This window comes from Buttiauxella agrestis ATCC 33320, from assembly GCF_000735355.1.
In the GTDB taxonomy this organism is placed as follows: Bacteria; Pseudomonadota; Gammaproteobacteria; order Enterobacterales; family Enterobacteriaceae; genus Buttiauxella; species Buttiauxella agrestis.
Genome location: NZ_JMPI01000030.1, coordinates 269,007 through 295,847, shown reverse-complemented (window position 1 = coordinate 295,847; position 26,841 = coordinate 269,007). Strand labels below are relative to the sequence as shown.

Sequence of the window (26,841 nt, the reverse complement as noted above, 5' to 3'; positions counted from 1 at the left end):
CGGTGGATAAGCGCAAGCTTATCCACCCAACCCAAACTGTAGGTCGGATAAGCGCAAGCGTCATCCGACATTGAGGTCTGTCATGCAGCATCAGACACCGTATCTCTCTTTTCGTGGTATAGGCAAAACTTTCCCTGGCGTGAAAGCCTTACAGGACATCAGTTTCGACTGCTATGCCGGGCAAGTTCACGCACTAATGGGGGAGAATGGCGCCGGGAAATCCACACTCCTGAAAATTCTTAGCGGTAACTACGCGCCGAGCGAAGGCAGCATTGTTCTGCGCGGCGAAGAAGTCACTTTTGCCGACACGCCTGCGGCCCTGAATGCCGGGGTCGCCATTATTTATCAGGAACTCCACCTGGTGCCGGAAATGTCGGTTGCCGAGAATATTTACCTCGGGCAACTTCCGCACAAAGCGGGCTTCGTGAACCGTTCTTTATTGAATTACGAAGCGAAATTGCAACTTGAGCACCTCGGTTTGGATATCGACCCGAGTACGCCACTCAAGTATTTATCTATCGGCCAGTGGCAAATGGTGGAGATTGCCAAGGCACTGGCGCGTAACGCAAAAGTTATCGCTTTTGATGAGCCAACCAGTTCGCTATCCCGCCGTGAAATTGACAATTTATTCCGCGTGATCCGTGAGTTGCGGGCTGAAGGGCGCGTCATTCTTTATGTTTCGCACCGCATGGAAGAGATTTTCGCTTTAAGTGACGCGATCACCGTATTTAAAGACGGGCGTTACGTGCGCACTTTCGACGATATGCAGCAGGTGAATCACGATTCGCTGGTGCAGGCGATGGTCGGGCGCGATTTGGGCGATATTTACGGCTGGAAACCGCGCGAGCATGGAGCCGAGCGCTTACGTCTTGATGGCGTAAAAGCTCCGGGCGTGCGCACCCCGATTTCCCTGACGGTACGCAGCGGTGAAATCGTCGGGCTGTTTGGCCTGGTGGGTGCCGGGCGCAGCGAATTAATGAAAGGGATGTTTGGCGGCACGCGCATCACAGAAGGTAAAGTGTTGATTGATAGCAAAGTTATCAACATCAACAAGCCCGCCGATGCGATTCGTGCTGGCATGATGCTCTGCCCGGAAGATCGTAAAGCCGACGGTATTATTCCGGTGCACTCGGTGCGTGACAACATCAATATCAGCGCGCGGCGCAAGCATATCAGCGCCGGTTGCCTCATTGATAACCGTTGGGAAGCCGAGAACGCCGCCTCACATATTCGCTCGCTGAATATCAAAACCCCGTCAGCCGATCAGCTCATTATGAATCTCTCCGGCGGCAACCAGCAGAAGGCCATTCTTGGGCGCTGGTTGTCAGAAGAGATGAAAGTGATTTTGCTGGATGAGCCAACGCGCGGCATTGATGTTGGCGCAAAACACGAAATCTATAACGTGATTTATGCCCTTGCGGCGCAAGGCGTGGCGGTGTTGTTTGCCTCAAGTGATTTACCCGAAGTGCTCGGCCTTGCTGACCGCATTATTGTGATGCGCGAAGGGGAAATAGCCGGTGAACTGCTGCATGGTGAAACCAACGAGCAGCAAGCATTAAGTCTGGCAATGCCAAAAACCAGCGCGTCTGCCGCATGACCAGGGAGAGAAAAATGTCTGCATTAACTCCATCATCAACGAAAGCATCATCAACGAAAGCATCATCAACGAAAGCATCATCAACCAATACCTCATCTGGCGGCAGCAAGAAAACGTCGTCGCTAAGTCTTGGACGTATCTGGGACAACTACGGCATGTTAGTGGTGTTCGCAGTGCTGTTCCTCGCCTGCGCCATTTTTGTGCCGAATTTCTCTTCTTTTGTGAACATGAAGGGGTTGGGACTGGCCATTTCGATGTCGGGAATGGTGGCGTGCGGCATGTTGTTCTGCCTGGCATCCGGTGATTTCGACTTGTCAGTTGCGTCAGTGATTGCCTGCGCGGGTGTCACCACGGCGGTAGTCATCAACATGACCGAAAGCCTGTGGATTGGCGTGGCGGCAGGTTTATTGCTCGGTATGTTAAGCGGCCTGGTGAATGGTTTTGTTATCGCCAGACTTAAAATCAACGCCTTGATTACCACATTGGCCACCATGCAGATTGTGCGCGGCCTGGCGTACATCATTTCTGATGGTAAAGCGGTGGGTATCGAGGACGAGCGCTTCTTTGCCCTGGGTTACGCCAACTGGCTGGGGCTGCCTGCGCCAATCTGGTTAACGGTCGGCTGCCTGATCATCTTCGGTTTGCTGCTTAACAAAACCACGTTTGGCCGTAACACGCTGGCGATTGGTGGCAACGAAGAAGCCGCCCGCCTGGCGGGTGTCCCGGTGGTGCGCACCAAAATCATCATCTTTGTCCTTTCAGGTTTAGTCTCGGCGGCAGCGGGGATTATTCTGGCATCGCGTATGACCAGCGGCCAGCCGATGACCTCTATCGGCTACGAGTTGATTGTGATTTCGGCTTGCGTATTGGGCGGCGTTTCGCTCAAAGGTGGGATCGGTAAAATTTCTTACGTCATTGCCGGGATTTTAATTCTCGGCACCGTGGAAAACGCCATGAACCTGTTGAATATTTCTCCGTTCTCGCAATATGTGGTGCGCGGTTTGATTCTGCTGGCTGCGGTCATTTTCGACCGCTACAAACAGAAAGCAAAACGTACCGTTTAAGCTTCTTCTCAACCCTGCCACACCGAATCGCCAGGCCATTCGCGGCCTGGCGATTTATCCTGGAAAATTGCGACACCCGTCACCCTGTCTATACTTACATGGCTAATCATAATTTATCGTTACCGTCACGGTGGCGCATTTAACTGTGTAAGGAGGAGCCGCTGGTGGCTGAAGTTTCATCTGTACCGCCTCTAATTTCAGGCAATCTTGCCTTTTTCTTCGACCTCGATGGCACGCTGGCAGAAATCAAACCGCACCCGGATCAAGTCTACATTCCGGCCGCCGTGCGTACGCTGCTGCAAAAAATGTCTGTCATGAGTGACGGGGCACTGGCATTGATTTCAGGGCGCTCAATGTCAGAGCTGGATAAGCTCGCGACTCCTTTTCATTTCCCGCTGGCTGGAGTGCACGGGGCTGAGCGCCGCGATATCAATGACAAAACCCACATCGTTACCCTTCCTGAACCCATGGTTGCGGCTTTGCATCAGCAATTGAGTGAGGCATTGCAATACCATCCGGGCACCGAACTGGAAGCGAAAGGAATGGCTTTCGCGCTGCATTACCGCCAGGCCCCTGAGGCAAAAGAAGCCATATTTGAATTGGCTCAGGCGATGATTCAGCGATATCCGGAACTGGCGTTACAGCCGGGGAAATGTGTTGTGGAGCTGAAACCATTAGGAATAGACAAAGGAGCGGCCATTCGCGCGTTTATGCAAGAAGCCCCTTTTGCGGGGCGCAAACCGGTATTTATCGGTGATGATTTAACCGATGAAGCAGGGTTTAAACAGGTTAATGCTCTGGGTGGCGTGACCATCAAAGTTGGGAGCGGCGACACCATTGCCAATTATCGCCTGGCAAATGTTCGCATGGTGTATCACTGGCTTGGCAAATTGACGCAACACATAGAACAACAAAAGCCAGATATTTTACGGGGAGAAAATTATGAGTCGCTTAGTGGTAGTCTCTAATCGCATTGCACCACCAGATGATAAGAAAAGTAGTGCTGGTGGCCTGGCAGTGGGCATTTTGGGGGCATTAAAAACGGCTGGAGGATTGTGGTTTGGCTGGAGCGGTGAGGTCGGTTGCCCCGATGCACCCTTAAAAAAGACCAAACGCGGCAACATTACCTGGGCATCTTTCAACCTGAGCCAGGAAGATTACGAAAGCTATTATCTGCAATTTTCGAATGCGGTGCTGTGGCCCGCCTTTCACTATCGTCTTGACCTGGTCGATTACCAACGTGAAGCGTGGGATGGCTACAGCCGCGTTAATACGCTGCTGGCAAATAAGCTAAAACCACTGCTGGAAGAAGACGACATCTTATGGGTGCATGACTATCATCTGCTGCCATTTGCCGCCGAATGCCGCAAACAGGGGCTTAATCATCGTATCGGCTTCTTCTTACATATTCCTTTCCCGACGCCGGAAGTTTTCAATGCGCTGCCGCCACACGAAGAGTTACTCGAGGCGTTGAGCGAATACGATTTACTGGGGTTCCAGACCGAGAGCGATCGCCTGGCGTTCCTTGACGGTATTGCCAGCCAGACACGGCTCGACCATCTGGGCAAAAACCAGCATCAGGCATACGGCAACACCTTCCGCACCGAGGTTTATCCGATAGGCATTGAGCCTGAGGAGATCAAAAAGAGTGCGCAAGGTCCGCTACCGCCGAAACTGGCGCAGCTCAAGGCGGAACTGGGCAGCATTAAAAATATCTTCTCAGTTGAGCGTCTGGACTATTCCAAAGGCTTACCTGAGCGATTTCTGGCATTCGAGGCGTTGCTGGAGAATTACCCGCAACACCACGGCAAAATACGCTATACGCAGATTGCGCCCACCTCGCGGGGAGATGTTCAGGCGTATCAGGACATCCGTCATCAGCTGGAAACAGAAGCAGGGCGCATCAATGGCAAGTATGGGCAATTGGGGTGGACACCGCTCTATTATCTCAACCAGCATTTTGATCGCAAATTAGTGATGAAAGTGTTCCGCCACGCCGACGTCGGGCTTGTGACACCGCTGCGCGATGGCATGAACCTGGTGGCGAAAGAGTATGTTGCCGCGCAGGACCCCGCTAACCCCGGTGTGCTGGTGCTATCGAAATTTGCTGGTGCGGCTAATGAATTGTCTTCAGCGCTTATCGTTAATCCGTATGATCGTGATGACGTAGCCGCAGCGCTTGATCGGGCATTAACCATGCCACTCGCCGAACGGATTTCGCGCCACAGTGAAATGATGGCGGTGATTGAGAAGAACGATATTCACCACTGGCAGAAGAGGTTTATTGAAGACCTAAAGAAGGCTGAGCCGCGAAGCGATGAGTCGCATTTAGATAAGAAGGTGGCGACATTTCCGAAATTAGCTTAGGGGCATTTTTTTGTAGGGTGGATAAGCGCGAGCGCCATCCACCATTTACATCTGTCGTAACGGATAAAAATGTCGGATGGGCGCTAATGCTAATCCGACCTACTTAGAATTTCATTTTCAATTTTTATCCGAGTGGCACCAACAACACATCAACCTGACTCGATGCCACCACGGCCTTCGCGGAGCAAATTATCTTGCTGAAAAAGCTTTGATTATGGTTGCCGCAGATCACCAAATCCACCGAACCTTTATTACATATCGCCAGAATATGCTCACTTAATTCACCGGTTGTAATAACTGTTTCGACAATAGGATAATTGGCCTTCGCAATAAGCTCATCAATAAAAAGCTGAGTCTCTTCAAGCATTAATTCCCGTAGGTTCTCCATCATCGGTGCGGCAAATTGATTATAAAGTTCAGGATCTGATGCGAGTGAAATCAGAGTGATTTTTGCATTTGCTGGTCGGGCGATTGAAACGGCCTTTTCCACCAGTAACTGGCTTTCCGGACTGACGGCGACAGCAACCAATATATGTTGGTAACTCATTACAACCTCCTGTTGACTGAAAATCAGACGCTTAACATTTTTCCTACAACAATCTGCCAAAGAGCGCAAGGATAGTAACCGTAGAAAATGTGAGCCTGCTCATGAAAAAAGATTAATAACTCTAATGTAATGAACTTGTAACGGAATTGAGATGCAGGCAACGCTTAAATTTCCATCAAACTTTCGTATTATTTTAATAAGATTTAATCGCTGACCCTGTTAAGTAAGAATTTATTCTTTTCCATCAACAAAAGGTAATTTTACAAGGTGTTATGTACTGAAAAAGGCGAGTAATTCAGTGTATTTGATGGTGATAATAAAAATACGATATAAATCACATAGCTAAGTGAGCTTACGGAAGCGATATTGATAGCAGGTCATGAGATTGTTAGTCAGAAGAAAAGGTTTTTCCAGATAAACGTAACGGATATTCCGATTTTGGTTGCAAAGCACTCAATTGAAAAGTCTTACTGATGTTTTAAGGGGATGTATAAAGTAAATATATGTGATCTCTGTCACATAAATCCCAAAATTCAACGGCAACCGCATTGTATGTCTACAGGGCTACGAGTAGAGTTTGCCCGGAATTAAGAAAAATCTTAATTTCACCATAAGAATTTACTCTCGGATAAGAACGCACCAACAAGGAAGTCTCCACCACATTTTTGTGTCGGTGGATTCAGTGCGTGTTATCAGTCAATTGATATTGGCTTTTTGCTTGTTTTAATTTTAACCGGAATTTTCCGGCGACTCACGGGGTGCGGCATCGCCGCATGTAAAAAAGTTAGTTTTTCAGGATGAACCAAATGCATACATCCGAGTTGTTAAAACATATCTACGATATTAATTTATCGTACTTACTGCTTGCTCAACGCCTTATTAGCAGTGATAAACCCTCAGCAATGTTTCGTCTGGGCGTGACTGAGGATATGGCCAATTCCCTGAGCGAATTAACCTTGCCACAAATGGTAAAATTAGCGGAAACGAATCAATTGATTTGTCAGTTCCGCTTTAATGATGAGCAAACAATTACCCGTTTAACACAAGACTCTCGTGTGGATGATTTACAGCAAATTCATACTGGCATTTTGTTATCCACCCGCTTATTAAATGAGGTGTCCGCGACAGACGAGGCACCGCGCAAAAAAAGGGCATAACAAAATGAGCGACAAAAGTATTGTTCAGGAAGCCCGTGATATTCAACTCGCGATGGAGTTAATCACGCTGGGTGCAAGATTGCAGATGCTTGAAAGTGAAACACAATTAAGCCGCGGCAGACTGATCAAACTGTATAAAGAGCTACGTGGTAGCCCGCCGCCAAAAGGAATGCTGCCTTTTTCTACCGATTGGTTTATGACGTGGGAGCAAAATATTCACGCTTCTATGTTTTGCAACGCCTGGCAGTTCTTACTACGCACGGGTTTATGTACCGGTGTTGACGCGGTCATAAAGGCTTATCGTTTATACCTTGAACAGTGCCCTGCGCAAGAGGGCGGCCCGCTACTGGCGCTGACTCGCGCCTGGACACTAGTGCGGTTTGTCGAAAGCAACATGCTGGAATTGAGCCGTTGCAACTGCTGCGACGGCAATTTTATTACTCACGCACACCAACCCGCAGGCAGCTTTGCTTGTAGTTTGTGCCAGCCTCCATCAAGAGCGGTAAAAAGACGTAAACTTTCTACGAATACTGCCGATATTATTCCACAACTGCTGGATGAACAGGTCAAACAGGCCGTTTAACAGTTCGGTGTGGTAAACACTCCAGCAGCGATAAGCCATTATCGCTGCTTTTTTTTGCCCCGCATCTGACTGTTTTTCCCTTTGATTTGTGATTCCTCGTCACATTTAACAGCAGAAGGATGTACTCGTGCTGATTGTAATAGGTTATCTGGTCGTAATTGCGACAGTATTCGGCGGCTATATGATGACCGGGGGTCATCTTGGCGCACTCTATCAACCAGCTGAATTTGTCATCATTGGCGGAGCGGGGATCGGGGCCTTTATCGTGGGTAATAACGGTAAGGCTATAAAGGCGACGGTAAAAGCGTTGCCATTACTGTTTCGCCGCTCGAAATACACCAAAAGCATGTATATGGATTTGATGGCGCTGCTTTATCGCTTGATGGCGAAGTCGCGCCAACAAGGGATGTTTTCCCTTGAGCGTGATATCGAAAATCCAAAAGAAAGTGAAATCTTCGCCAGTTACCCGCGTATTTTAGCCGACACCCTGATGCTGGAATTTATTATTGATTACCTGCGCTTAATTATTAGCGGGAATATGAATTCGTTCGAAATTGAAGCGCTGATGGATGAAGAAATTGAAACCCACGAAAGTGAGGCGGAAATACCGGCTAACAGTCTGGCAATAATGGGGGATTCACTTCCGGCATTCGGTATCGTGGCGGCGGTAATGGGCGTGGTCCATGCGCTGGCATCCGCTGACAGACCCGCTGCTGAACTCGGATCTTTAATTGCGCACGCGATGGTCGGCACATTCCTCGGTATTTTGCTGGCATACGGTTTTATTTCCCCGCTGGCGACCGTTTTACGCCAGAAAAGCGCGGAAACCACCAAGATGCTGCAGTGCGTAAAAGTGACGCTGCTCTCGAGTCTTAATGGTTATGCTCCGCCAATTGCCGTCGAATTTGGCCGTAAAACGTTGTATTCCAGCGAACGTCCATCGTTTATCGAACTGGAAGAACATGTTCGCGCTGTTCGCTCGCCAAATGGGCAGCCGCAGCGTGCAACGGAAGAAGAAGTATGAAGAACAACGCGCGCCCCATTGTTGTCGTAAAACGCCGCAAGCATAAGGGCCACGGCGGCGGCGCGCACGGCTCGTGGAAAATTGCTTATGCCGACTTCATGACCGCAATGATGGCCTTTTTTCTGGTGATGTGGCTGATTTCCATCTCCAGCCCTAAAGAATTGGCGCAAATTGCCGACTACTTCCGTACACCGCTTTCCGCCGCGATTACCGGCGGCCAGCGAATTGCGGATAGCTCCAGCCCCATTCCTGGCGGCGGTGATGATGTCACCCAGCAGCAGGGCGAAGTGAAACGACAGCCGAACATTGAAGATCTGAGAAAGAAGATGGAAACCAGTCGTCTTAAACGCCTGGGCGACAAGTTAGATCAGCTCATTGATGCCGATCCTAAACTGCGCGCGCTCCGTCCGCATCTGCAAATCGATCTGGTGCAAGAAGGGCTGCGAATACAAATCATCGACAGCCAGAACCGCCCGATGTTTAAAAACGGCAGCGCTGAAGTGGAACCTTACATGCGCGATATTTTGCGCAGTATTGCGCCGTTACTAAATGATTTTCCGAACAAAATTAGCTTATCAGGCCACACCGACGATTTGCCTTACGCCATGGGTGAGCGCGGATACAGCAACTGGGAACTTTCCGCTGACCGGGCGAATGCCTCGCGGCGCGAATTGATGTCGGGCGGGCTTATCGACGGCAAAGTGCTGCGCGTTGTGGGTATGTCCTCAACGATGCGCCTGACCAATCGCGGGCCGGGTGACGCCATCAACCGTCGTATTAGTTTGCTGGTACTGAACAAACAAGCTGAAGAGGCCATCGTGCACGAAAACGCAGAAAGCGATAACCGGCCTATCAGCATTCTCCAACAACCTGCCGCCGTGGAACCGGCGCAGAACACATTACCGCCACAATCCGGTACGAGGTGATAGCGTGAGTATGGATATCAGCGATTTTTACCAGACATTTTTTGACGAGGCCGACGAGTTGCTGGCCGATATGGAACAGCACCTGCTGAATCTGCTGCCAGAAGCGCCGGACTCAGAACTGCTGAACGCCATTTTTCGCGCCGCGCACTCGATTAAAGGGGGCGCGGGGACGTTTGGCTTCTCCGTTTTGCAGGAAACCACGCATTTAATGGAAAACCTGCTCGACGACGCACGGCGTGGAGAGATGCAACTCAGCACCGATATCATCAACCTGTTTTTGGAAACCAAAGATATTATGCAGGAACAGTTGGACGCGTATAAAAACTCACAGGAACCGGATGCTGAGAGTTTCGATTATATCTGCAAAGCGTTACGCCAACTGGCTCTGGAAGCCAAAGGTGAAACGCCTGCGCCGCCTGCAAAACTGACGGTCGTAGAGAAAGATACTCTTGAAGCGCCGCCTGCAAGTGACGGGAAACTGCGTATTGCCATTACGGGGCTGAAAGCGAGCGAACTCGATTTGCTGCTCGAAGAACTGGGTAATCTTGGCACATTAAGCGATGTGGAGAAGGGTGCGAATTCTGTCACCGCCACTATGGAAACCACCGTCAGTGCTGATGACATCAGCGCGGTGCTCTGCTTTGTTATCGAGCCCGAGCAAATTGAGTTTCTGCCGCTGCCCGCTGCGTCTGCCGTTGAAGAAATGGACGTCATTGAAGAACCGGTGGCGTTAGCCGTTAACGCGCCTCAGCCGGTGGCAATGCCTGCTGCACCTCGTGTTGAACGAGAACCGAAACCTACGCGTGTTAACGAGTCGAGCAGTATTCGTGTGGCGGTTGAAAAGGTTGATCAACTGATAAACCTGGTGGGTGAGCTGGTGATTACCCAGTCGATGTTGGCGCAACGTTCTAACGAACTTGACCCGGTTGAACACGGTGAATTGATTACCAGCATGGGTCAGTTACAACGTAACGCCCGTGATTTGCAAGAGTCGGTGATGTCTATCCGTATGATGCCAATGGAATATGTCTTCAGCCGCTTCCCGCGTCTGGTGCGTGATTTGGCCGGAAAACTGGATAAACAAGTGGAGTTGACCCTGCAAGGCAGCTCCACCGAACTGGATAAAAGTTTAATTGAACGCATTATCGATCCGTTGACTCACCTGGTGCGTAACAGCCTGGATCACGGTATCGAAACGCCTGAAAAACGCCTCGCCGCTGGGAAATCGGCGGTCGGCAATTTGATTCTTTCCGCTGAACACCAGGGCGGGAACATCTGCATTGAAGTGTCCGACGACGGTGCTGGCCTTAACCGCGAACGTATCCTTGCCAAAGCGCTGTCGCAAGGCATGCCGGTGCATGAAAACATGTCTGACGACGAAGTGGGCATGCTGATTTTCGCCCCTGGATTCTCGACGGCAGAGCAGGTGACGGACGTGTCCGGGCGCGGCGTGGGTATGGATGTAGTGAAGCGTAACATCCAGGAAATGGGGGGCCACGTTGAGATCAAATCTCAGGCGAATGTCGGCACCACTATCCGCATTATGCTGCCGCTCACCCTTGCGATCCTCGACGGCATGTCAGTCAAAGTGTGCGACGAAGTGTTCATTTTGCCGCTCAATGCGGTAATGGAATCATTGCAACCGAAAGAAGATGATTTGCACCCATTGGCGGGTGGTGAACGCGTGCTGGAAGTGCGCGGCGAATACCTACCGCTGGTTGAATTGTGGAAAGTGTTCGATGTAAGCGGCGCAAAAACCGAAGCCACGCAGGGCATTGTGGTGATCCTGCAAAGCGCCGGACGCCGTTATGCGCTGCTGGTTGATCAACTCATTGGTCAGCATCAGGTGGTGGTGAAAAACCTTGAGAGCAACTATCGCAAAGTGCCGGGTATTTCTGCCGCAACCATTCTTGGTGATGGCAGCGTGGCGCTGATTGTTGATGTTTCCGCGCTGCAAGGTTTGAATCGTGAACAACGTATGGCAGGCCACGCCGCCTGATCCCGGGTACTGAGGAAGGATAAGAAAATGACTGGATTGACCAATGTAACAAAACTGACCGGGGAAACGGTAGGGCAAGAATTCCTCGTCTTTACGCTCGGCGACGAAGAGTACGGCATCGACATTTTGAAAGTGCAGGAAATTCGTGGTTACGACCAGGTGACTCGCATCGCCAACACGCCTGCGTTTATCAAAGGGGTGACCAACCTGCGCGGTGTGATTGTCCCGATTCTCGACCTGCGCATTAAGTTTGAGCAGGATGGCGTGGAATATAACGATAACACGGTCGTGATTGTGCTGAATTTAGGGCAACGCGTGGTAGGGATCGTCGTGGACGGCGTATCCGACGTGCTGTCTCTGACCGCAGAACAAATCCGCCCGGCACCGGAGTTTGCCGTGACGCTGTCTACGGAATACCTCACCGGCCTTGGCGCGTTGGGCGAGCGAATGCTGATTCTGGTGAATATTGAAAAGCTGCTCAATAGCGAAGAGATGGCGCTGGTGGATAGCGCGGCACGCGTGGCGTAATCGCTTAAACACTCAATAAAAAAAGGCCTGAGCGCCATCTCAGGCCTTTTTTGTTTTTATTAAACACTGGTTGAAAAAGAATCACCCTGTTATCGCAAACTAGAGTACTCTATCTCAATAATTACATAAATTGAGATAGTTTGATGAAGCAACCCCCGGCGTTAATCCCATTCTCCTCGTTGAGTGGGGAACAGATAGAATCCCACCAGCGGTATAACCGAATGCTGGATGACAAAGGTCGCTATCTTCCTTTTGAAGAATTTCGCCATCGCCTAAAACGCGGGGATGACCTCCAGCTTGCCTGGACGCTGACGCGTCGTGCACGTGATGCAGCTATTCAACGTATTGATTACTTTAACGAAGAAGGTGAACAGGCGGGGTTTAATTTCACGCCTTCCATCGTCGAGGTTTGCGCGCTGGTGGATATTTTTGCCAGCCAGGCAGCGATGCAAAAACAGGCCGCGTCTCTACGGGGAGCAGGGGCTGAACTATCGGCGCTGGTACTTGAAGAGCCGATTACCAGCTCGCAACTTGAAGGGGCGAACACCACAACGCTTGTCGCACGTAACCTGTTAGAAAGTGGGCGCAATGCGCGCAACGAAGACGAGCAGATGATCGTCGGTAACGCCCGGTTGATGGCTGAAATCCCGAACCATCTCAGCGAACCTTTGACCCTCGATCTTATTCGGCATTTTCATGCGGTTGGCATGAGCGGTATTGATGACGATAAATATGCCCCAGCGACATTTCGGCAAACCGATGATGTTGTGATTGCCGATTATGACGGAAATATTATTCATCAGCCGCCCCCGGCAAACCTGATACTGGAGCGTCTTCAGGCAGTTTGCGACGTGGTTAATAATACCCGTGGTCGGTATATTCACCCGCTGTTACGCGCCTGCATTCTTCACTTAATGATTGCTCACGAACACCCATTTCGTGACGGCAACGGCCGCACAAGCCGTGCGCTTTTTTACTGGTTCATGCTCAAAAATGGCTACGAGGCATTCAGGTACATTTCCATCAGCGCGTTTCTGCATGCCGCTCCGGTGAAATACGCCCACAGCTATCAATACACGGAAGGGGACGGCATGGATCTGACCTATTTTCTGGATTACCAGGCAAGCCTGCTGGTTCGCGCAGTGCACGAATACCTGGCGCATATCGACGAACTGATAAGTCGCAGGTCAGCGATAGACCGCGTGTTGTTTGAATCCGGGGCATTGGGGCGGCTGACCTCACGCCAGGTCACTGTGCTAAATATTATGACCGCAACTCCTGGAAAGCTGTTTGCTGCCGCTGAGATCGCAGGTTCGTTAGGGATTTCGGACAATACCGCGCGAGCGTCAATCCGGGCGCTGGTGAAAGAAGGGGTTGCGGAGCAAGTGCGGGTTAACGATCAGCAAACGCTGTATCGGGCAAAATTCGAAAGTTGATGGCAAAAATAAAGGGGCTTATCGCCCCTTTACCGTTATCTCGTCGGGCCTACGCCTCGATCTCTTCGCCAACTTCAATCGACTCTTCCATCTCACCTTCATTCTTCGACAGCATCGCCGTCGCAACACCATTCCCCAGCACGTTAATCGCTGAACGACCCATGTCGAGGAAGTGGTCGATACCCATCAGCAGCAAAATACCGGCTACCGGAATATTGAAGCTCGGAATCGTCGCCGCCAGCACCACCAGTGCGGAGCGTGGCACGCCTGCAATCCCTTTAGAGGCCAGCATCAGCGTCAACATCAACACCACAATCTCAGAGAAGGTCAGGTGAATGTTGTAAGCCTGGGCGATAAACATCGAGGCGAAAGAGCAGTACACCATCGAACCGACCAGGTTGAACGAATAACCAATCGGCAGCACGAAAGATGCGATGTTGCGCGAGCAACCAAAGCGGGTCAGCTGGTCGAGCGTTTTAGGGTAAGCCGCTTCAGAACTGCTGGTGGTGAACGCCACCAGAACCGGATCTTTGAGCATGGCAATCAGGCGGAACACATCACGCTTGAGCACCATATAACCGACACCAATCAGCACCATGCAGGTCAGGATAATCGCCAGATAGTAGCCGCCAATAAACGAGGCGTAATTCAGCAAAATACCCAGGCCTTCGGTCGCAACAACCGAAGAGATAGCCGCGAAAATAGCCAGTGGTGCCACATACATCACATAGCCCGTCACTTTCAGCATGATATGGGAAACCACATCCAGCGCGGCAACTAATGGCGTATTGAATTTCTCGCCAAGCGATGCGCCAGCAATACCGAAGAACAGTGAGAACACCACAATTTGCAGAATTTCGTTATTCGACATCGCGCCCGCGATACTGGTGGGAATGGTATGCGAGATAAACGCTTTCAGGTTCATACCGCTCACCGCAAGGCCGGTCTGAACGTCGCCCGCAGGCACTTGCAAGTTCATCCCCGCACCGGGTTGCTGGAGAGTCACGATAAACAAACCCACCAGAATCGACAGGATGGAGGAGGACACAAACCACACCATCGCTTTGCCGCCGACGCGGCCAATGGTCGAGGTTTCGCCCATCTTCATGATACCTACCGTCAGGGTGCTGAACACCAACGGAGCGATAACCATTTTGATCAGACGTAAAAAGATGTCCGTAAACAGCGTGATATTTCCGGCATAGCTTTTGATGTTTTCAGCCGCGGCGTATTCATGGATTGCCGCCCCGGAGAGAATTCCGGCAAACATGAATAGAAGAATAAATAGCGTGAGTTTGTTTGAACTAGACAATTACGTAATAACCCCGTCGATTAGTAACATTTAATTAACTTATTGAGCCATATATAATTTTTATGTTTGCCCAATTTATATTCGGCCCATAAATTGAATGAAAGCGCGGAAGGATTCAACTATTTTTTACTTTTTGTCGCATTTGTTAATGCAGAATCTCTTATGTAACACTGTGACAACAATCACGAAAATAATATTAATATCTCCCTCTCTCTTCCGTGACAACCCCGCCACCTGGCGCTTAACCATCTGATTAAACAGCGTAATATTTTGCAATACGACGACAGGGTGATTTGCCGTTCAGTTTCTGGTCATTTCTCAATACCTAAACTAAATTTCAATAAGTTAGCGTATGCAGCGCCCAGGCAGTCATTGGGGATTGGATGTGCAAAATGAGGGCTTAAAGATGAAAGCACACGCACTCTTAATGCTTTGTGGAAGTGGTTTACTTTGTGGCATAAGCGGGGCGCAAGCGGTGACCAGCAATGGCACAATCAATGCGACACTCACCTTAACCAACGGCTGCCTGATAAACGGGTCGCCTGCTCAAAACGGCATTAACTTCGGTACGCTGGATTTCGGTTCTCACCCGGCAACATTCTCAACCCTGACGACTGAACTGGCTGGCGCTGCGGGCGGCAACAGTTTTGGTATTCAATGCACTAACGGCGCGACTTACACCGTGCAAGTGACCGGCAGCACCAACGGCGCACCGGGCACAACAGTCGGCACGCCAGGCACGCCCGCGCGTTATCTTGTGAATACTACAGATGCAACACAAGGTGTGGCCTACAGCATCTACAGCGACAGTGCCTTCAATAATGTGATCGCCAACAATACGGCTATTCCGAAAGCATCCACCACCGATGGCGTAGATAACTACATTGTTTACGGGCGCATACAGGGCGGGGGAGAAAGCGTTACGGTGAAACCGGGAACGTATACGGATGTTATTAACGTCAGCGTAACGTATTAACTCATCGTTTTTATAAACATAACAGCAGGCGTTTGCCCCTGCTGAGGGCCGCGCTTTGCATAAAATTCACGCCTGGCTTTTGGGAATGATGGTGGCGCTTCCGGCAAGTGCTGTCACCCAACAATCATTCCAGGTGGGCGCGACGATAACCCCGGGCTGTTCGGTTGCCAGCGGCAGTGGCGGTTTATTTGGCACGTTGAATTTCGGCAGCCACAGCGGGGTGGAAAGCGGTACCGCCAGTAACGCGTTTATTCCCAACACCTCGCTGGCACTGGCCTGCACGCCCGGAGTGGCGTTAAGCATGACCATTGATGGCGGCAAACATTACACCTCGGTGCGCAATATGGTGCGCACCGGCGGCAGCGAAGCGGTGCCTTACCGCCTCTACACCAGCGGGGCATTAACCGCCAACACGGAAATTCTGGTGAATCAGGCAGTGGCGATAACCTACAGCAACAGTAACAACATCACGTTGCCGATTTATGGTGCGGCGCAGTTAACGGGTTTTAGCCCGGCAGGAACTTATACCGACCAACTCACCGTGACGCTGTCATGGTAAAAAAGGGAGAAAATAATGACGCCATGGCTCACGCATAAACTGTTATTCGCGGCAGGTTGTCTCGCCAGCGCTCAGGCTCTGGCTGCCGGGAATATCCTGATTTGGCCTATTGATCCCTATTTGGCTCCCGACGCCAAAGCCGCAGAATTATGGATACAAAATCAAAGTAGCGAGGCCACGACCATGCAGGTGCGAGTGGTCGGCTGGCAGCAGCAGGATGGGCATGAAAAATACCAGCCGCAACAAGATGTGGTCGCCAGCCCGCCTATTGTGCAAATTGCGGGCGGGGGCAAACAGCTGATACGCCTGATCAAACAAAATGTTGTGCCACCAAACCAGGAGCAGGCTTACCGCATTGTGGTGGATGAAATTCCCCAGCCGCGGGATAACAACAAACCACAAATGGGTTTGAAATTGCAGATGCGTTATTCCATCCCGCTGTTTGCCTATGGAGCGGGCATGGTCACTGAAGAGGCCGCTGGCAATCACGCCAATACCGAACCGGCGAAGTTGTCGTGGCGTGTGGTTGATGGAAGTGGCAAGCCGACGTTGCAAGTCACCAATCGCGGAAACGTTCATGCCCGACTGAGTAAAGTCACTCTGCGCCAGGGCAGCCAACAACGAGTGTTAGCCGACGGGCTGATGGGCTACGTGCTACCCGGTAGCCAGCGAGAATGGCCGTTACCCGCATCACTTTCGCGGCCTGACCAATTGTCTGCAACGATCAACGCTCGTTCCGAACAATGGCAAACCTCTCCGGTCAATTGAGCCGATTACCGATGGCGATGCTTCTTCTGTCTTTGCCGATATGCAGCCATGCCGCGCAAGAAGACGATGCTTTGCCTCCGCCGCCGGATGCGCAGGCGCTGAACCAGACCGCTCAGTTTCATTTATCACTGGTTTTTAACCAGTGGGACAGCGGCCAGGTGGTGCCTGTGACCCAGCGTGGGGGGCAATTTTTTGTCAGCCGGGCCGATTTACAACGCGCCGGTTTGCCGGGCGATAAATTCCGCGATGACGAAGTGAATGTCTCGGCGCTCAAAGACGTCAAAACTGAGTACGACAGCGCCGGGCAACGGCTGCTGATGCAAGTCCCTAACGAATGGCTCCCTCGCCAGGCGATTACGCTTGGCACAAATGACGCCAGCTTTAAACCGTTGAGCGGCAGCGGGGCGCTGCTCAATTACGATTTCTATACCAGCCATGCCGATAACAGCGGCGGCCAGGCTTCCCTCTGGCATGAGTTACGCCTGTTTAGTGGCAATCTCAGTCTTTCGTCTACCGGCACCGTTCGCGAGGGTTTTTCTGGTTACGACTCAGGGAACGGCGAGGGTTATATCCGTTACGACACCACGCTCACCGGCACTGATGAAGACGACATTATCAGCTGGTCGGCGGGGGATGTGGTCAGCGATTCATTAAGCTGGAGCAACAGCGTGCGCATGGGCGGCGTGTCCATTGGCCGTGATTTCTCGTTGCGCCCGGATCTCATTACCTACCCGTTGCCCGCGTTTTCCGGCGAAGCGGCGGTGCCTTCCACGGTTGATGTGTTTATCAACGGCTATCGCAGCGGCAGTACCGAGCTGCAACCTGGCCCGTTCACCCTGACGAATCTGCCCTACATCAATGGCTCCGGTGATGCAGTTCTGGTGACGACCGATGCGCTTGGCCGTCAGGTTTCGACCACGCTGCCTTTTTATGTTGCCAGTGAATTGCTCAAGCCTGGCCTGAGCGACGGGGCGTTAACCCTCGGCGCCATGCGGCGTGATTACGGCATTGATAACTTTTCCTATGGTCCTGCGGCGGCCAGCGGTTCGTACCGCTATGGTGTCAACGAATACTGGACGCTGGAAAGCCATGCCGAGGGCGCACAATCTCTTGCGCTGGGCGGCGTCGGTTCCTTGTTAAAACTTGGCCGTTTTGGGGTGATCAACGGCGCGTATTCGCGCAGCGAAATGCGTGGCGAAGGCGGGCAGCAAATTAACTGGGGTTATCAGTACAGCACCAACAGTTTTAACATCGGCACCCAGCACAGCCATCGCGATCGTGGTTTTGGTAATCTGGCACTCTATGATTCGCCCGACATGTACGACGAAAATAATCAGCCCATCGCCAGCCTCAGTCGCAGCACCGATCAATACTCGCTCTCTTTTAACCTTGGAAGCTACGGCAACGTCGGCGCGGCGTGGATTGACGTGCGCAGTTTTGACGACGAAAAAACGCAACTGCTCAACGTGTCATGGAGCAAAAACCTCTGGGGAGACAGCAGTTTTTATCTCGCCGCCAGCCACGATCCTGCGCAAAACGGCTGGAGCGTGGCGCTTTCACTCCAGGTGCCGTTCGGCGCGTCAGACTCCGCCGCATTCAGCGTTGAAAGCACGCCGGATGCCGGGAGTTCGCAACGGGTTAACTACAACCACGCGATGCCAGTCAACGGTGGTTTTAGCTGGAATATGGCCTATGCGCACCAAAGTGATAGCGACGATTATCAGCAGGCGACGCTGGGCTGGCGCAATAATAAAGTGGAATTGCAGGGCGGCGTTTACGGGCAGCGCAAAAACTACACCCAGTGGGGAGAAATGTCCGGCTCGCTGGTGATGATGGATAACACGTTTCTGGCGGCCAACCGTATCAACGACGCCTTTATGGTGGTCAGCACCCATGGTTATCGTGATGTCACGGTGAATTTTGAAAACCAGCCGATTGGCACCACCGATGACGACGGTTACTTGTTGATCAGTGGCGTCTCCTCTTATTACCCGGCAAACTACAGCATCAACACGCTGAATCTGCCTGCCGACACGCGTATAAAAGACACCGAACGGCGCGTTGCGTTACGCCGTCACTCCGGTTATTTACTCGATTTCCCTATGGAACAACAGCGTGTGGCCAGCGTTATTCTGCAAGACAGCCAGGGGAAAGTGCTGCCGGTGGCAAGCCAGGTTTATCGCCCATTACAGTCGCCCGTTCCTGTGGGATACGACGGGATTGTGTATCTCGAAAACCTCAGCGATGTGAATCCCCTGACGGTGAGCACGCCGGAGGGCAAGCGTTGTCGCGCCACGCTTAAACTTGAAAGTAACCCCGATCGCAAACTGAAAACCTACGGCCCGCTGGTGTGTGTTGAGGGAGCAAAATGAAATGGTCCGGAGCGTGGCTACTGGCAGCACTGCTGCTGGCGATCGCCATGCCAGCCTGGTCGGCCTGCACTCAAGGCTCACAACCGGCGTCGTTTGGTAGCCAGAGTTCGTTTGTGGTGAATACCACGGTGCAGAATACCAGCGCCACACTGACGCTCGATTGCGACACCGTCCTTAACCTGCTGACTTCCGACTCCATAAAACTCACTTATCTGGGGGCCACGCCTGCGGTGACGGGGATCCGCGGATTGTTACGCCGCACGGATGAACCCGCTAATCCGGATAACGTCCCGGTGGTGGTTTGCGTGCAGTCGGGCTGTGCCGGAAGCAGTGAAGTGCAGGCGGGAGGAACTTACACCTGGAGCGGCAGCACGCTGCTGAATCTGCTGGCCAGCAAGCGCTATACGTTGCCGATTTACCTGCGGACCGTCGCCGGGCAAAACGTCAGCGCCGGGCCGTATCGCGTGGTGCTCAACTTTCGCCTCGACTGGAATATTTGCAGCCTTGGCGTGGCGGTCTGTCTCGCCTACCAGACGGGAAACGGCAGCGCGGATATGACGGTGACGCTCACCGTCACCAACGATTGCAGCACGATTACCGCTCCGGCGGTAAATTTCGACAGCGCGCCGCTGGTGCAAAACTTTAAAAGCGTTTCGCAAAGTATCGCGATTACCTGCACCAAAGGCAGCACTTATACCGTTGGCGTCAGCAATGGTTCAAATGCCAGCGGCAACCTTCGGCGCATGAAAAGCGGCAACAATTACATGAGCTATGAAATCTACAAATCTAACGGCACCGACCGCTGGGGAAGCCTCGGCACAGAACGTTGGGCGAGCGCGGCATCGTCAGGGTTGAGTAGCGACGGTTTACTGCGCAACTTTAACTACGTGGCAAAAGTGCTCACCAGCCAAACAACGCCTCCCGCTGGCGCGTATACCGATACGTTGGTTGTCGATGTGGCGTTTTAAATAACGTGCCAAATGTCGGATGACGCTGCGCTTATCCGACCTACGAAAACCCAATGCCAACGGGGGGTAGGTCGGGCAAGCGCAGCGCCCCCGACACGAAATTGCGCCAAAGTTTCACGTAAAGTTCCGTCACAACATGCCGATAACACCGATAAGAAATCATTAAAAGGGTGTTATATGTTGAACCGTATTCGCGTTGTCACCATGCTAATGATGGTGCTGGTGGTGTTCGCGCTGCTCCAGCTCATCTCTGGCGGAATGTTTTTTAACTCACTTAAACAAAATAACGACAGTTTTAAAGTTTCCAGGGAGTTACGCGTTCAGCAGTCAGAACTGGCAAACACCTGGGAGTTGATGCTGCAAACGCGCATCAACCTGAGCCGCTCTGCGGCCCGCATGATGATGGATGCCAGCAACGGGCAAAGTGCAGCAAAAACGGAATTGCTCAATAACGCCAAAAAATCCCTCGTTGAAGCGCAAAAACATTACGCCGCGTTCAAACAAATTCCCGCCATTAATCCGGAGCTGGAAGCCCTGGTGCAAGGTATTGATGACGACTACAAGAACTACAACCAGGCACTGAGCGAGCTGGTGGGTTATCTGGAAAGCGGCAACATGGACGCCTATTTTGCGCAGTCCACGCAAAGTCTGCAAAACGCTCTCCAGAAAGAATATAGCGACTACATTGCGCTCAATGACCGCATGTACGAGCAATCCTATATTGCCAGCGCTAACGACTATAACTTTGCCAAGTGGCAGATTGCCTGTCTCGCACTGGCGCTGTTCGCAGTAATAGTGCTGGTGTGGTTTGGAATGCGCCGCATTCTGCTGCAACCGCTGGCGGTGGTTATTGGTCATATTCGCGAAATCGCCAACGGCAATCTGACAGCAAATATCGTTTCAACCGGGCGCAACGAAATCAGCGAGCTGACCTCCAGCGTGCGCCACATGCAGCAAGAACTGATTATTACCGTGGGTAGCGTGCGTGACGGCTCGGACGCGATTTACAGCGGTGCCACCGAAATCGCCGCCGGAAACAACGATCTCTCTTCCCGCACCGAACAGCAGGCCGCATCGCTTGAAGAAACGGCCGCCAGCATGGAACAGCTCACCGCCACGGTGAAGCAGAATGCGGAAAACGCCCGTCAGGCTTCGCAGCTGGCCTTAAGCGCCTCCGAAACCGCCCAGCGCGGTGGCAAAGTGGTGGATGGCGTGGTGAAAACCATGCACGACATTGCGGGTTCCTCGAAGAAAATCGCTGATATCACCGGCGTGATTGACGGTATCGCTTTCCAGACCAACATCCTGGCGCTGAACGCTGCGGTAGAAGCCGCTCGTGCAGGTGAACAGGGGCGTGGGTTTGCGGTCGTCGCGGGTGAAGTTCGTAACCTGGCGCAACGCAGCGCGCAAGCCGCCAAAGAGATTAAATCGCTGATTGAAGATTCTGTTTCCCGCGTCGATACCGGTTCAGTGCTGGTAGAAAGCGCCGGGGAAACCATGAGCGATATCGTCAATGCGGTCACGCGCGTGACCGACATCATGGGCGAAATCGCTTCCGCTTCTGACGAGCAAAGCCGGGGTATCGACCAGGTGGCGCTGGCCGTTTCAGAAATGGACCGTGTCACCCAGCAAAACGCCTCACTGGTGGAAGAGTCTGCCTCTGCCGCCGCCGCACTTGAAGAACAAGCCAGCATGTTAAGTCAACTGGTGGCAGCCTTCCGTTTAACCCCGGAATCTGCCGCGACGCCTGTAGTCAATACCCCCTCAACGCCTGCACCGACGCTCAAGCCAACACTGAAGCCGAGCCGTGCAACGACGAACGGGCAAGACGATAACTGGGAAACTTTCTAAGAATCTTTAATGGCCGGCAGACGTGTCGGCAGAGGGGCTGTGATGTTCAACCGTATCCGAATTTCGACCACGCTTTTGTTAATCTTGATCGTCTGCGGCGTTTTGCAGATTGGTAGTAATGGACTGTCCTTCTGGGCATTCAGGGATGATTTTCAGAATCTAAAAATGGTTGAAGTCGGAAACCAACAGCGCGACACCTTGACGCAAAGTCGCGCGGCATTGTTGCAGGCCAGCACCGCTCTAAGCCGGGCTGGAACGCTAACCGCGCTCAGTTATCCGCCAGAAGATATCAAACGTCTGATGGCGAATGCCCGTGGCAGCCTGAAACAAGCGGATATGCTGTTTAACCAGTTTCTGGAAATCCCACCTTTAAATAAAGAAGGTGAGGATATGGTGGCCTCGACGAAGCAGAGTTACGCCGCTTATCGGGATGACTTACAGCATCAGGCGACCTGGCTTGAAAGCAATCAGCTTTCTGATTTCCTCAGTGCGCCGATTCAGAAATCACAGGATATTTTTGACGCCTATTTTAACGCCTGGCAGCAGAGTATTAATGACACCGTGGCGGCATCGAGTGCTGACAGCAAACTGAACTACCAAATCTCGGCGATTATTTTCGCCAGCGTGACGGTGATTGCCATTCTGATGCTAATAGGTTCGATTCTCTGGTCGCGCAGAATGCTGGTACAGCCGCTGGAAATCGTGCGCAGCCACTTTGAGCACATCGCCGCAGGGGATTTAGCCCGTCCGATTAGCGTGTATGGCCGCAACGAAATCTCCGAGATTTTCCGCAGCCTGAAAAACATGCAGCAGGAACTCAAACAGACCGTTGCGCAAGTCCGTCAGGGCAGTGGCGCGATGCACACCGGCATCGCCGAAATTGCCGCGGGCAACAACGATCTGTCTTCGCGCACCGAGCAACAGGCCGCATCGCTTGCTGAAACTGCCGCCAGCATGGAGCAGTTAACCGCAACCGTCAGCCAGAACGCCGACAACGCCCGTCAGGCTGCACAGCTTTCACGCACCGCAGCAGACACCGCGCAGCAGGGTGGACAACAGGCGGCAAACGTCGCCCGCACCATGCACGACATCGCCGGAAGCTCGAAGAAAATCGGCGATATCACCAGCGTGATTGACGGCATCGCTTTCCAGACCAACATCCTGGCGCTGAACGCGGCGGTTGAAGCGGCTCGTGCCGGTGAACAAGGGCGCGGTTTTGCGGTGGTGGCAGGTGAAGTGCGTAACCTGGCTCAACGCAGTGCGCAGGCGGCAAAAGAGATCAAAGTGCTTATCGAAGAGTCGGTAAGTCGCGTGCAGCAAGGCTCGCAACTGGTTGATACCGCGGCTACCACTATGGCGGAAATCGTCCGTTCGGTGACGCAGGTTAACGACATTATGGGTGAAATTGCTTCTGCGTCTGACGAACAGCGTCGTGGTATCGAACAAGTCGCGCAAGCCGTCAGCCAAATGGATCAGGTCACACAACAGAATGCCGCGCTGGTCGAAGAAGCGGCCGCTGCGACGGATGCGTTGGCAAACCAGGCCGAACATCTGAGCGGCGTGGTCGCGGTATTTAATCTGGAAAGTGTCGACAGTGAAGACGTCACCAGAGATTTAGTCACCAATGGGGTGCTGGTCACCTCCTGAAAGTAATTGAGAAGACGCTATGACATCACCGCTGCCCAACGGGCAAACGTCATTAATGTTACAGATGACACAGCGTCTACCGCTGTCCGACACGCATTTTCGTCGGATATGCCAGTTGATTTACCAGCGCGCAGGAATTGTGCTGGCCGATCACAAGCGCGACATGGTTTACAACCGCCTGGTGCGCCGTTTGCGCACGCTAGGACTGGAGGATTTTGGGCATTATCTGAGCATGCTGGAAGCTAACGGCAGCAATGCCGAATGGCAGGCGTTCATTAATTCCCTGACCACTAACCTAACGGCGTTTTTTCGCGAAGGTCACCACTTTCCGATCCTCGCAGAACATGCGCGTAAACGAAGTGGCGAATACAAAGTCTGGAGTGCGGCGGCATCGACCGGGGAAGAGCCGTATTCCATCGCGATCACATTGGCTGATGTGTTAGGCATGGCGCCTGGGCGCTGGAAAGTGTTCGCCAGCGATATCGACACTCAGGTGCTGGAAAAAGCCCAGAGCGGGATTTACCGCCAGGATGAGCTGAAAACGCTGGCACCGCTGCAAATGCAGCGCTATTTCATGCGCGGCACCGGGCCACACGATGGGCTGGTGCGGGTGCGCAGCGATGTGATGAGCCACATGGATTTTGCGCCGATAAATCTGCTGGACAAACAAGCACCGATCCCCGGCCCGTTTGACGCCATATTTTGTCGCAATGTGATGATTTATTTTGATAAAGCGACGCAGCAGCAAATTTTGCAGCGCTTTGTGCCGCTGCTTAAACCGGGTGGACTGCTGTTTGCCGGGCACTCGGAAAACTTCAGTAACCTCAGCCGGGAATTTTTGCTGCGTGGGCAGACCGTGTACGGACTGAGTAAGGAAAGGTCATGACAAAAATAACCGTGCTTTGTGTCGATGATTCCGCCCTGATGCGCCAGATCATGACAGAGATCGTTAACAGTCACGACGACATGGAAATGGTCGCAACCGCGCCTGATCCGCTGGTGGCGCGTGATTTGATTAAGAAATTTAACCCGGATGTGCTGACACTCGACGTAGAAATGCCGCGCATGGACGGGCTGGATTTCCTCGAAAAACTGATGCGCCTGCGCCCGATGCCCGTGGTGATGGTGTCATCGCTCACCGGAAAAGGGTCGGAAGTGACATTACGTGCGCTGGAATTAGGCGCGATTGATTTTGTCACCAAGCCGCAGTTGGGGATCCGCGAAGGGATGCTGGCGTACAGCGAAACCATTGCGGAGAAAGTGCGGACTGCCGCGAAGGCGAAACTGGCGGCGCGTGCACCAGTTGCAGCCCCCATGGCACTGAAAGCCGGGCCACTGCTCAGTTCAGAAAAATTGATAGCTATTGGAGCGTCAACCGGCGGCACCGAGGCGATTCGCCATGTGCTGCAACCGCTGCCGCTTTCAAGCCCGGCGGTGCTCATCACCCAGCATATGCCGCCAGGGTTTACGCGATCGTTTGCCGACAGGCTGAACAAACTTTGCCAGATAGCGGTGAAAGAAGCCGAAGACGGCGAACGCGTCTTGCCAGGGCATGCGTACATCGCACCCGGAGATAAACACATGGAGCTTGCCCGCAGCGGGGCGAACTACCAAATCAAGATTCATGATGGCCCGCCCGTGAACCGGCATCGCCCGGCTGTGGATGTGCTGTTCCATTCCGTCGCGAAATTCGCCGGGCGAAATGCCGTGGGCGTGATTCTCACCGGAATGGGGAATGACGGTGCCGCCGGGATGCTGGCAATGTATAAAGCCGGGGCATGGACTATCGCCCAAAACGAAGCAAGTTGTGTGGTGTTCGGCATGCCGCGCGAGGCCATTAACAGTGGTGGCGTTAGCGAAGTGGTCGATTTAAGTCAGATTAGTCAGCAGATGCTGATGAAGATTAGTGCCGGACAGGCAATACGTATTTAACCGAAGGAACTCTATAAATGGCAGATAAAGAACTCAAATTTTTGGTGGTGGATGATTTCTCTACCATGCGTCGCATTGTCCGTAACCTGCTAAAAGAGCTGGGTTTCAATAACGTTGAAGAGGCTGAAGATGGTGTTGATGCGCTGAACAAACTCAACGGTGGAGGCTTTGGTTTTGTGATTTCCGACTGGAACATGCCGAACATGGATGGCCTGGAATTGCTGAAAACCATTCGTGCCGATGGTGGTATGGCGGCGATGCCAGTGCTGATGGTGACGGCAGAAGCGAAGAAAGAAAACATTATTGCCGCAGCGCAGGCGGGGGCGAGTGGTTATGTCGTTAAACCGTTTACTGCCGCGACCCTGGAAGAGAAATTAAACAAAATCTTCGAAAAGCTCGGCATGTAAGGAGAGGCTCATGCACTCATCGACTAATCCCGCGTCAGAGTTACATTCAACCGGCGATATTATCGTCCGGATAGGCAGCCTGACCCGTATGCTGCGCGACAGCTTGCGTGAGCTGGGCCTGGATCAAGCGATTGCCGAAGCCGCGGAAGCCATCCCCGATGCGCGTGATCGCCTGGATTACGTGGTGCAGATGACCGCGCAGGCCGCCGAGCGTGCGCTCAACTGCGTGGAGCTGGCGCAACCGCACCAGAATAAACTGGAATCAGAAGCCAAAGCGCTGAATGGCCGCTGGGATGCCTGGTTTGAAAATCCCATCGAGCTGGGTGATGCTCGTGAACTGGTGACCGATACGCGCAGCTATTTGTCTGGCGTACCGTCGCACACCAGTTTCACCAACGCCCAGCTTCTGGAAATCATGATGGCGCAGGACTTCCAGGATTTAACCGGCCAGGTCATCAAACGCATGATGGATGTGATTCAGGAAATTGAACGCCAGCTGTTGATGGTGTTGATGGAAAACATGCCGGAACTGGACGCCCGTGCGAAACGCCCGGCCGACAGCCTGCTCAACGGCCCGCAAATGAACGCCAGCGCGGCTGGTGTGGTAGCAAGCCAGGATCAGGTTGACGATTTGCTGGATAGTTTAGGGTTTTAAGTTTCGTATAAAAACGCCCCGGTCATCTTCTTCGCTTGAGGGGGAAGGCTGGGGCGATCGCGCCTTAACGCCACAAACAAACCCACAAATCCCCCCGTTTTCCCGCCATTAGCTTTACCCCTCTCTGGCATGCTGTGTTGGTAATTGCGGCCACGAGATTGTTGCG

Annotated in this window: 24 protein-coding genes; 22 read left to right on the top strand and 2 right to left on the bottom strand. The window is 52.5% G+C overall.

The genetic code is table 11. The features are described from left to right. Positions 1-82 precede the first annotated feature (82 nt). The 4 genes from araG to otsA all read left to right on the top strand — a co-directional run bounded on the left by araG (position 83) and on the right by otsA (position 5,028). Entirely contained in the window at positions 83-1,597 is a 1,515-nt protein-coding gene (gene araG, locus GBAG_RS11645; protein ID WP_034496089.1) for an L-arabinose ABC transporter ATP-binding protein AraG, read from the top strand. A 14-nt stretch (positions 1,598-1,611) separates the two neighbouring features. Further along, positions 1,612-2,661, top strand: a complete 1,050-nt coding sequence (gene araH / locus GBAG_RS11640; RefSeq protein WP_081908406.1) for an L-arabinose ABC transporter permease AraH — start codon at positions 1,612-1,614, stop codon at positions 2,659-2,661. Positions 2,662-2,825: 164 nt separating this feature from the next. Beyond that, on the top strand, positions 2,826-3,629 hold the full coding sequence (gene otsB, locus GBAG_RS11635) for a trehalose-phosphatase (RefSeq protein ID WP_034496086.1): 804 nt from the start codon (positions 2,826-2,828) through the stop codon (positions 3,627-3,629). Beyond that, complete coding sequence (otsA, locus tag GBAG_RS11630; protein ID WP_034496085.1) at positions 3,604-5,028, top strand: alpha,alpha-trehalose-phosphate synthase; 1,425 nt, start codon at positions 3,604-3,606, stop codon at positions 5,026-5,028. Before otsB ends, otsA begins: the two co-directional genes overlap by 26 nt. Before the next feature lie 124 nt (positions 5,029-5,152). On the opposite strand, the gene uspC is transcribed toward otsA, so the two are convergent. After that, entirely contained in the window at positions 5,153-5,575 is a 423-nt protein-coding gene (gene uspC / locus GBAG_RS11625) for a universal stress protein UspC (protein ID WP_034496083.1), read from the bottom strand. A gap of 806 nt (positions 5,576-6,381) precedes the next feature. Here uspC and flhD point away from each other — a divergent pair. The 7 genes from flhD (at position 6,382) to GBAG_RS11590 (ending at position 13,228) form a co-directional block, all read left to right on the top strand. Beyond that, the gene (gene flhD / locus GBAG_RS11620; protein WP_034496082.1) at positions 6,382-6,732 is read left to right on the top strand and encodes a flagellar transcriptional regulator FlhD; all 351 of its coding nucleotides are present in this window, start codon (positions 6,382-6,384) and stop codon (positions 6,730-6,732) included. 4 nt (positions 6,733-6,736) lie between these two features. After that, entirely contained in the window at positions 6,737-7,315 is a 579-nt protein-coding gene (gene flhC, locus GBAG_RS11615; protein WP_034496081.1) for a flagellar transcriptional regulator FlhC, read from the top strand. A gap of 127 nt (positions 7,316-7,442) precedes the next feature. Then, complete coding sequence (gene motA, locus GBAG_RS11610) at positions 7,443-8,339, top strand: flagellar motor stator protein MotA (protein ID WP_034496080.1); 897 nt, start codon at positions 7,443-7,445, stop codon at positions 8,337-8,339. Next, positions 8,336-9,265, top strand: coding sequence for a flagellar motor protein MotB (gene motB, locus GBAG_RS11605; RefSeq protein ID WP_034496079.1), 930 nt, complete (start codon positions 8,336-8,338; stop codon positions 9,263-9,265). The genes motA and motB overlap by 4 nt, the downstream gene beginning before the upstream one ends. A 10-nt stretch (positions 9,266-9,275) precedes the next feature. After that, positions 9,276-11,264, top strand: a complete 1,989-nt coding sequence (gene cheA / locus GBAG_RS11600; protein ID WP_034496078.1) for a chemotaxis protein CheA — start codon at positions 9,276-9,278, stop codon at positions 11,262-11,264. Between the two features lie 27 nt (positions 11,265-11,291). Continuing rightward, positions 11,292-11,792, top strand: coding sequence for a chemotaxis protein CheW (gene cheW, locus GBAG_RS11595; RefSeq protein ID WP_034496076.1), 501 nt, complete (start codon positions 11,292-11,294; stop codon positions 11,790-11,792). Positions 11,793-11,935: 143 nt separating this feature from the next. Next, positions 11,936-13,228, top strand: coding sequence for a Fic family protein (locus GBAG_RS11590; RefSeq protein WP_034496074.1), 1,293 nt, complete (start codon positions 11,936-11,938; stop codon positions 13,226-13,228). Between the two features lie 49 nt (positions 13,229-13,277). Here the strand turns inward: GBAG_RS11590 and GBAG_RS11585 are convergent, their stop codons facing one another. Next, positions 13,278-14,540, bottom strand: coding sequence for a dicarboxylate/amino acid:cation symporter (locus tag GBAG_RS11585; protein WP_034496072.1), 1,263 nt, complete (start codon positions 14,538-14,540; stop codon positions 13,278-13,280). A 427-nt stretch (positions 14,541-14,967) separates the two neighbouring features. Here GBAG_RS11585 and GBAG_RS11580 point away from each other — a divergent pair, with 427 nt between their 5' ends. The 11 genes from GBAG_RS11580 to cheZ all read left to right on the top strand — a co-directional run bounded on the left by GBAG_RS11580 (position 14,968) and on the right by cheZ (position 26,675). Next, complete coding sequence (locus GBAG_RS11580; RefSeq protein WP_232062593.1) at positions 14,968-15,516, top strand: Csu type fimbrial protein; 549 nt, start codon at positions 14,968-14,970, stop codon at positions 15,514-15,516. Between the two features lie 85 nt (positions 15,517-15,601). After that, positions 15,602-16,075 carry a Csu type fimbrial protein gene (locus GBAG_RS11575; RefSeq protein ID WP_051873700.1) on the top strand — a complete coding sequence of 158 codons (474 nt, stop codon included), beginning with the start codon at positions 15,602-15,604 and terminating at the stop codon, positions 16,073-16,075. A 15-nt stretch (positions 16,076-16,090) separates the two neighbouring features. Beyond that, positions 16,091-16,843, top strand: a complete 753-nt coding sequence (locus tag GBAG_RS11570) for a fimbrial biogenesis chaperone (protein ID WP_034496070.1) — start codon at positions 16,091-16,093, stop codon at positions 16,841-16,843. A gap of 11 nt (positions 16,844-16,854) precedes the next feature. Then, positions 16,855-19,215 carry a fimbria/pilus outer membrane usher protein gene (locus GBAG_RS11565; RefSeq protein WP_425591298.1) on the top strand — a complete coding sequence of 787 codons (2,361 nt, stop codon included), beginning with the start codon at positions 16,855-16,857 and terminating at the stop codon, positions 19,213-19,215. Further along, positions 19,212-20,183 (top strand): Csu type fimbrial protein, encoded by a 972-nt coding sequence (locus GBAG_RS11560; protein ID WP_034496067.1) that lies wholly within the window; start codon positions 19,212-19,214, stop codon positions 20,181-20,183. Before GBAG_RS11565 ends, GBAG_RS11560 begins: the two co-directional genes overlap by 4 nt. 177 nt (positions 20,184-20,360) lie before the next feature. After that, the gene (tar, locus tag GBAG_RS11555) at positions 20,361-22,034 is read left to right on the top strand and encodes a methyl-accepting chemotaxis protein II (protein ID WP_034496065.1); all 1,674 of its coding nucleotides are present in this window, start codon (positions 20,361-20,363) and stop codon (positions 22,032-22,034) included. Between the two features lie 42 nt (positions 22,035-22,076). Next, positions 22,077-23,681, top strand: coding sequence for a methyl-accepting chemotaxis protein (locus GBAG_RS11550; RefSeq protein WP_034496063.1), 1,605 nt, complete (start codon positions 22,077-22,079; stop codon positions 23,679-23,681). 19 nt (positions 23,682-23,700) lie between these two features. Further along, positions 23,701-24,567 carry a protein-glutamate O-methyltransferase CheR gene (cheR, locus tag GBAG_RS11545; RefSeq protein ID WP_034496061.1) on the top strand — a complete coding sequence of 289 codons (867 nt, stop codon included), beginning with the start codon at positions 23,701-23,703 and terminating at the stop codon, positions 24,565-24,567. Further along, complete coding sequence (locus tag GBAG_RS11540; RefSeq protein ID WP_034496059.1) at positions 24,564-25,613, top strand: protein-glutamate methylesterase/protein-glutamine glutaminase; 1,050 nt, start codon at positions 24,564-24,566, stop codon at positions 25,611-25,613. The genes cheR and GBAG_RS11540 overlap by 4 nt, the downstream gene beginning before the upstream one ends. 17 nt (positions 25,614-25,630) lie before the next feature. Then, complete coding sequence (gene cheY / locus GBAG_RS11535; protein ID WP_034496057.1) at positions 25,631-26,020, top strand: chemotaxis response regulator CheY; 390 nt, start codon at positions 25,631-25,633, stop codon at positions 26,018-26,020. A 10-nt stretch (positions 26,021-26,030) separates the two neighbouring features. Beyond that, the gene (cheZ, locus tag GBAG_RS11530; RefSeq protein WP_034496055.1) at positions 26,031-26,675 is read left to right on the top strand and encodes a protein phosphatase CheZ; all 645 of its coding nucleotides are present in this window, start codon (positions 26,031-26,033) and stop codon (positions 26,673-26,675) included. The last annotated feature ends 166 nt before the right edge of the window (positions 26,676-26,841 follow it).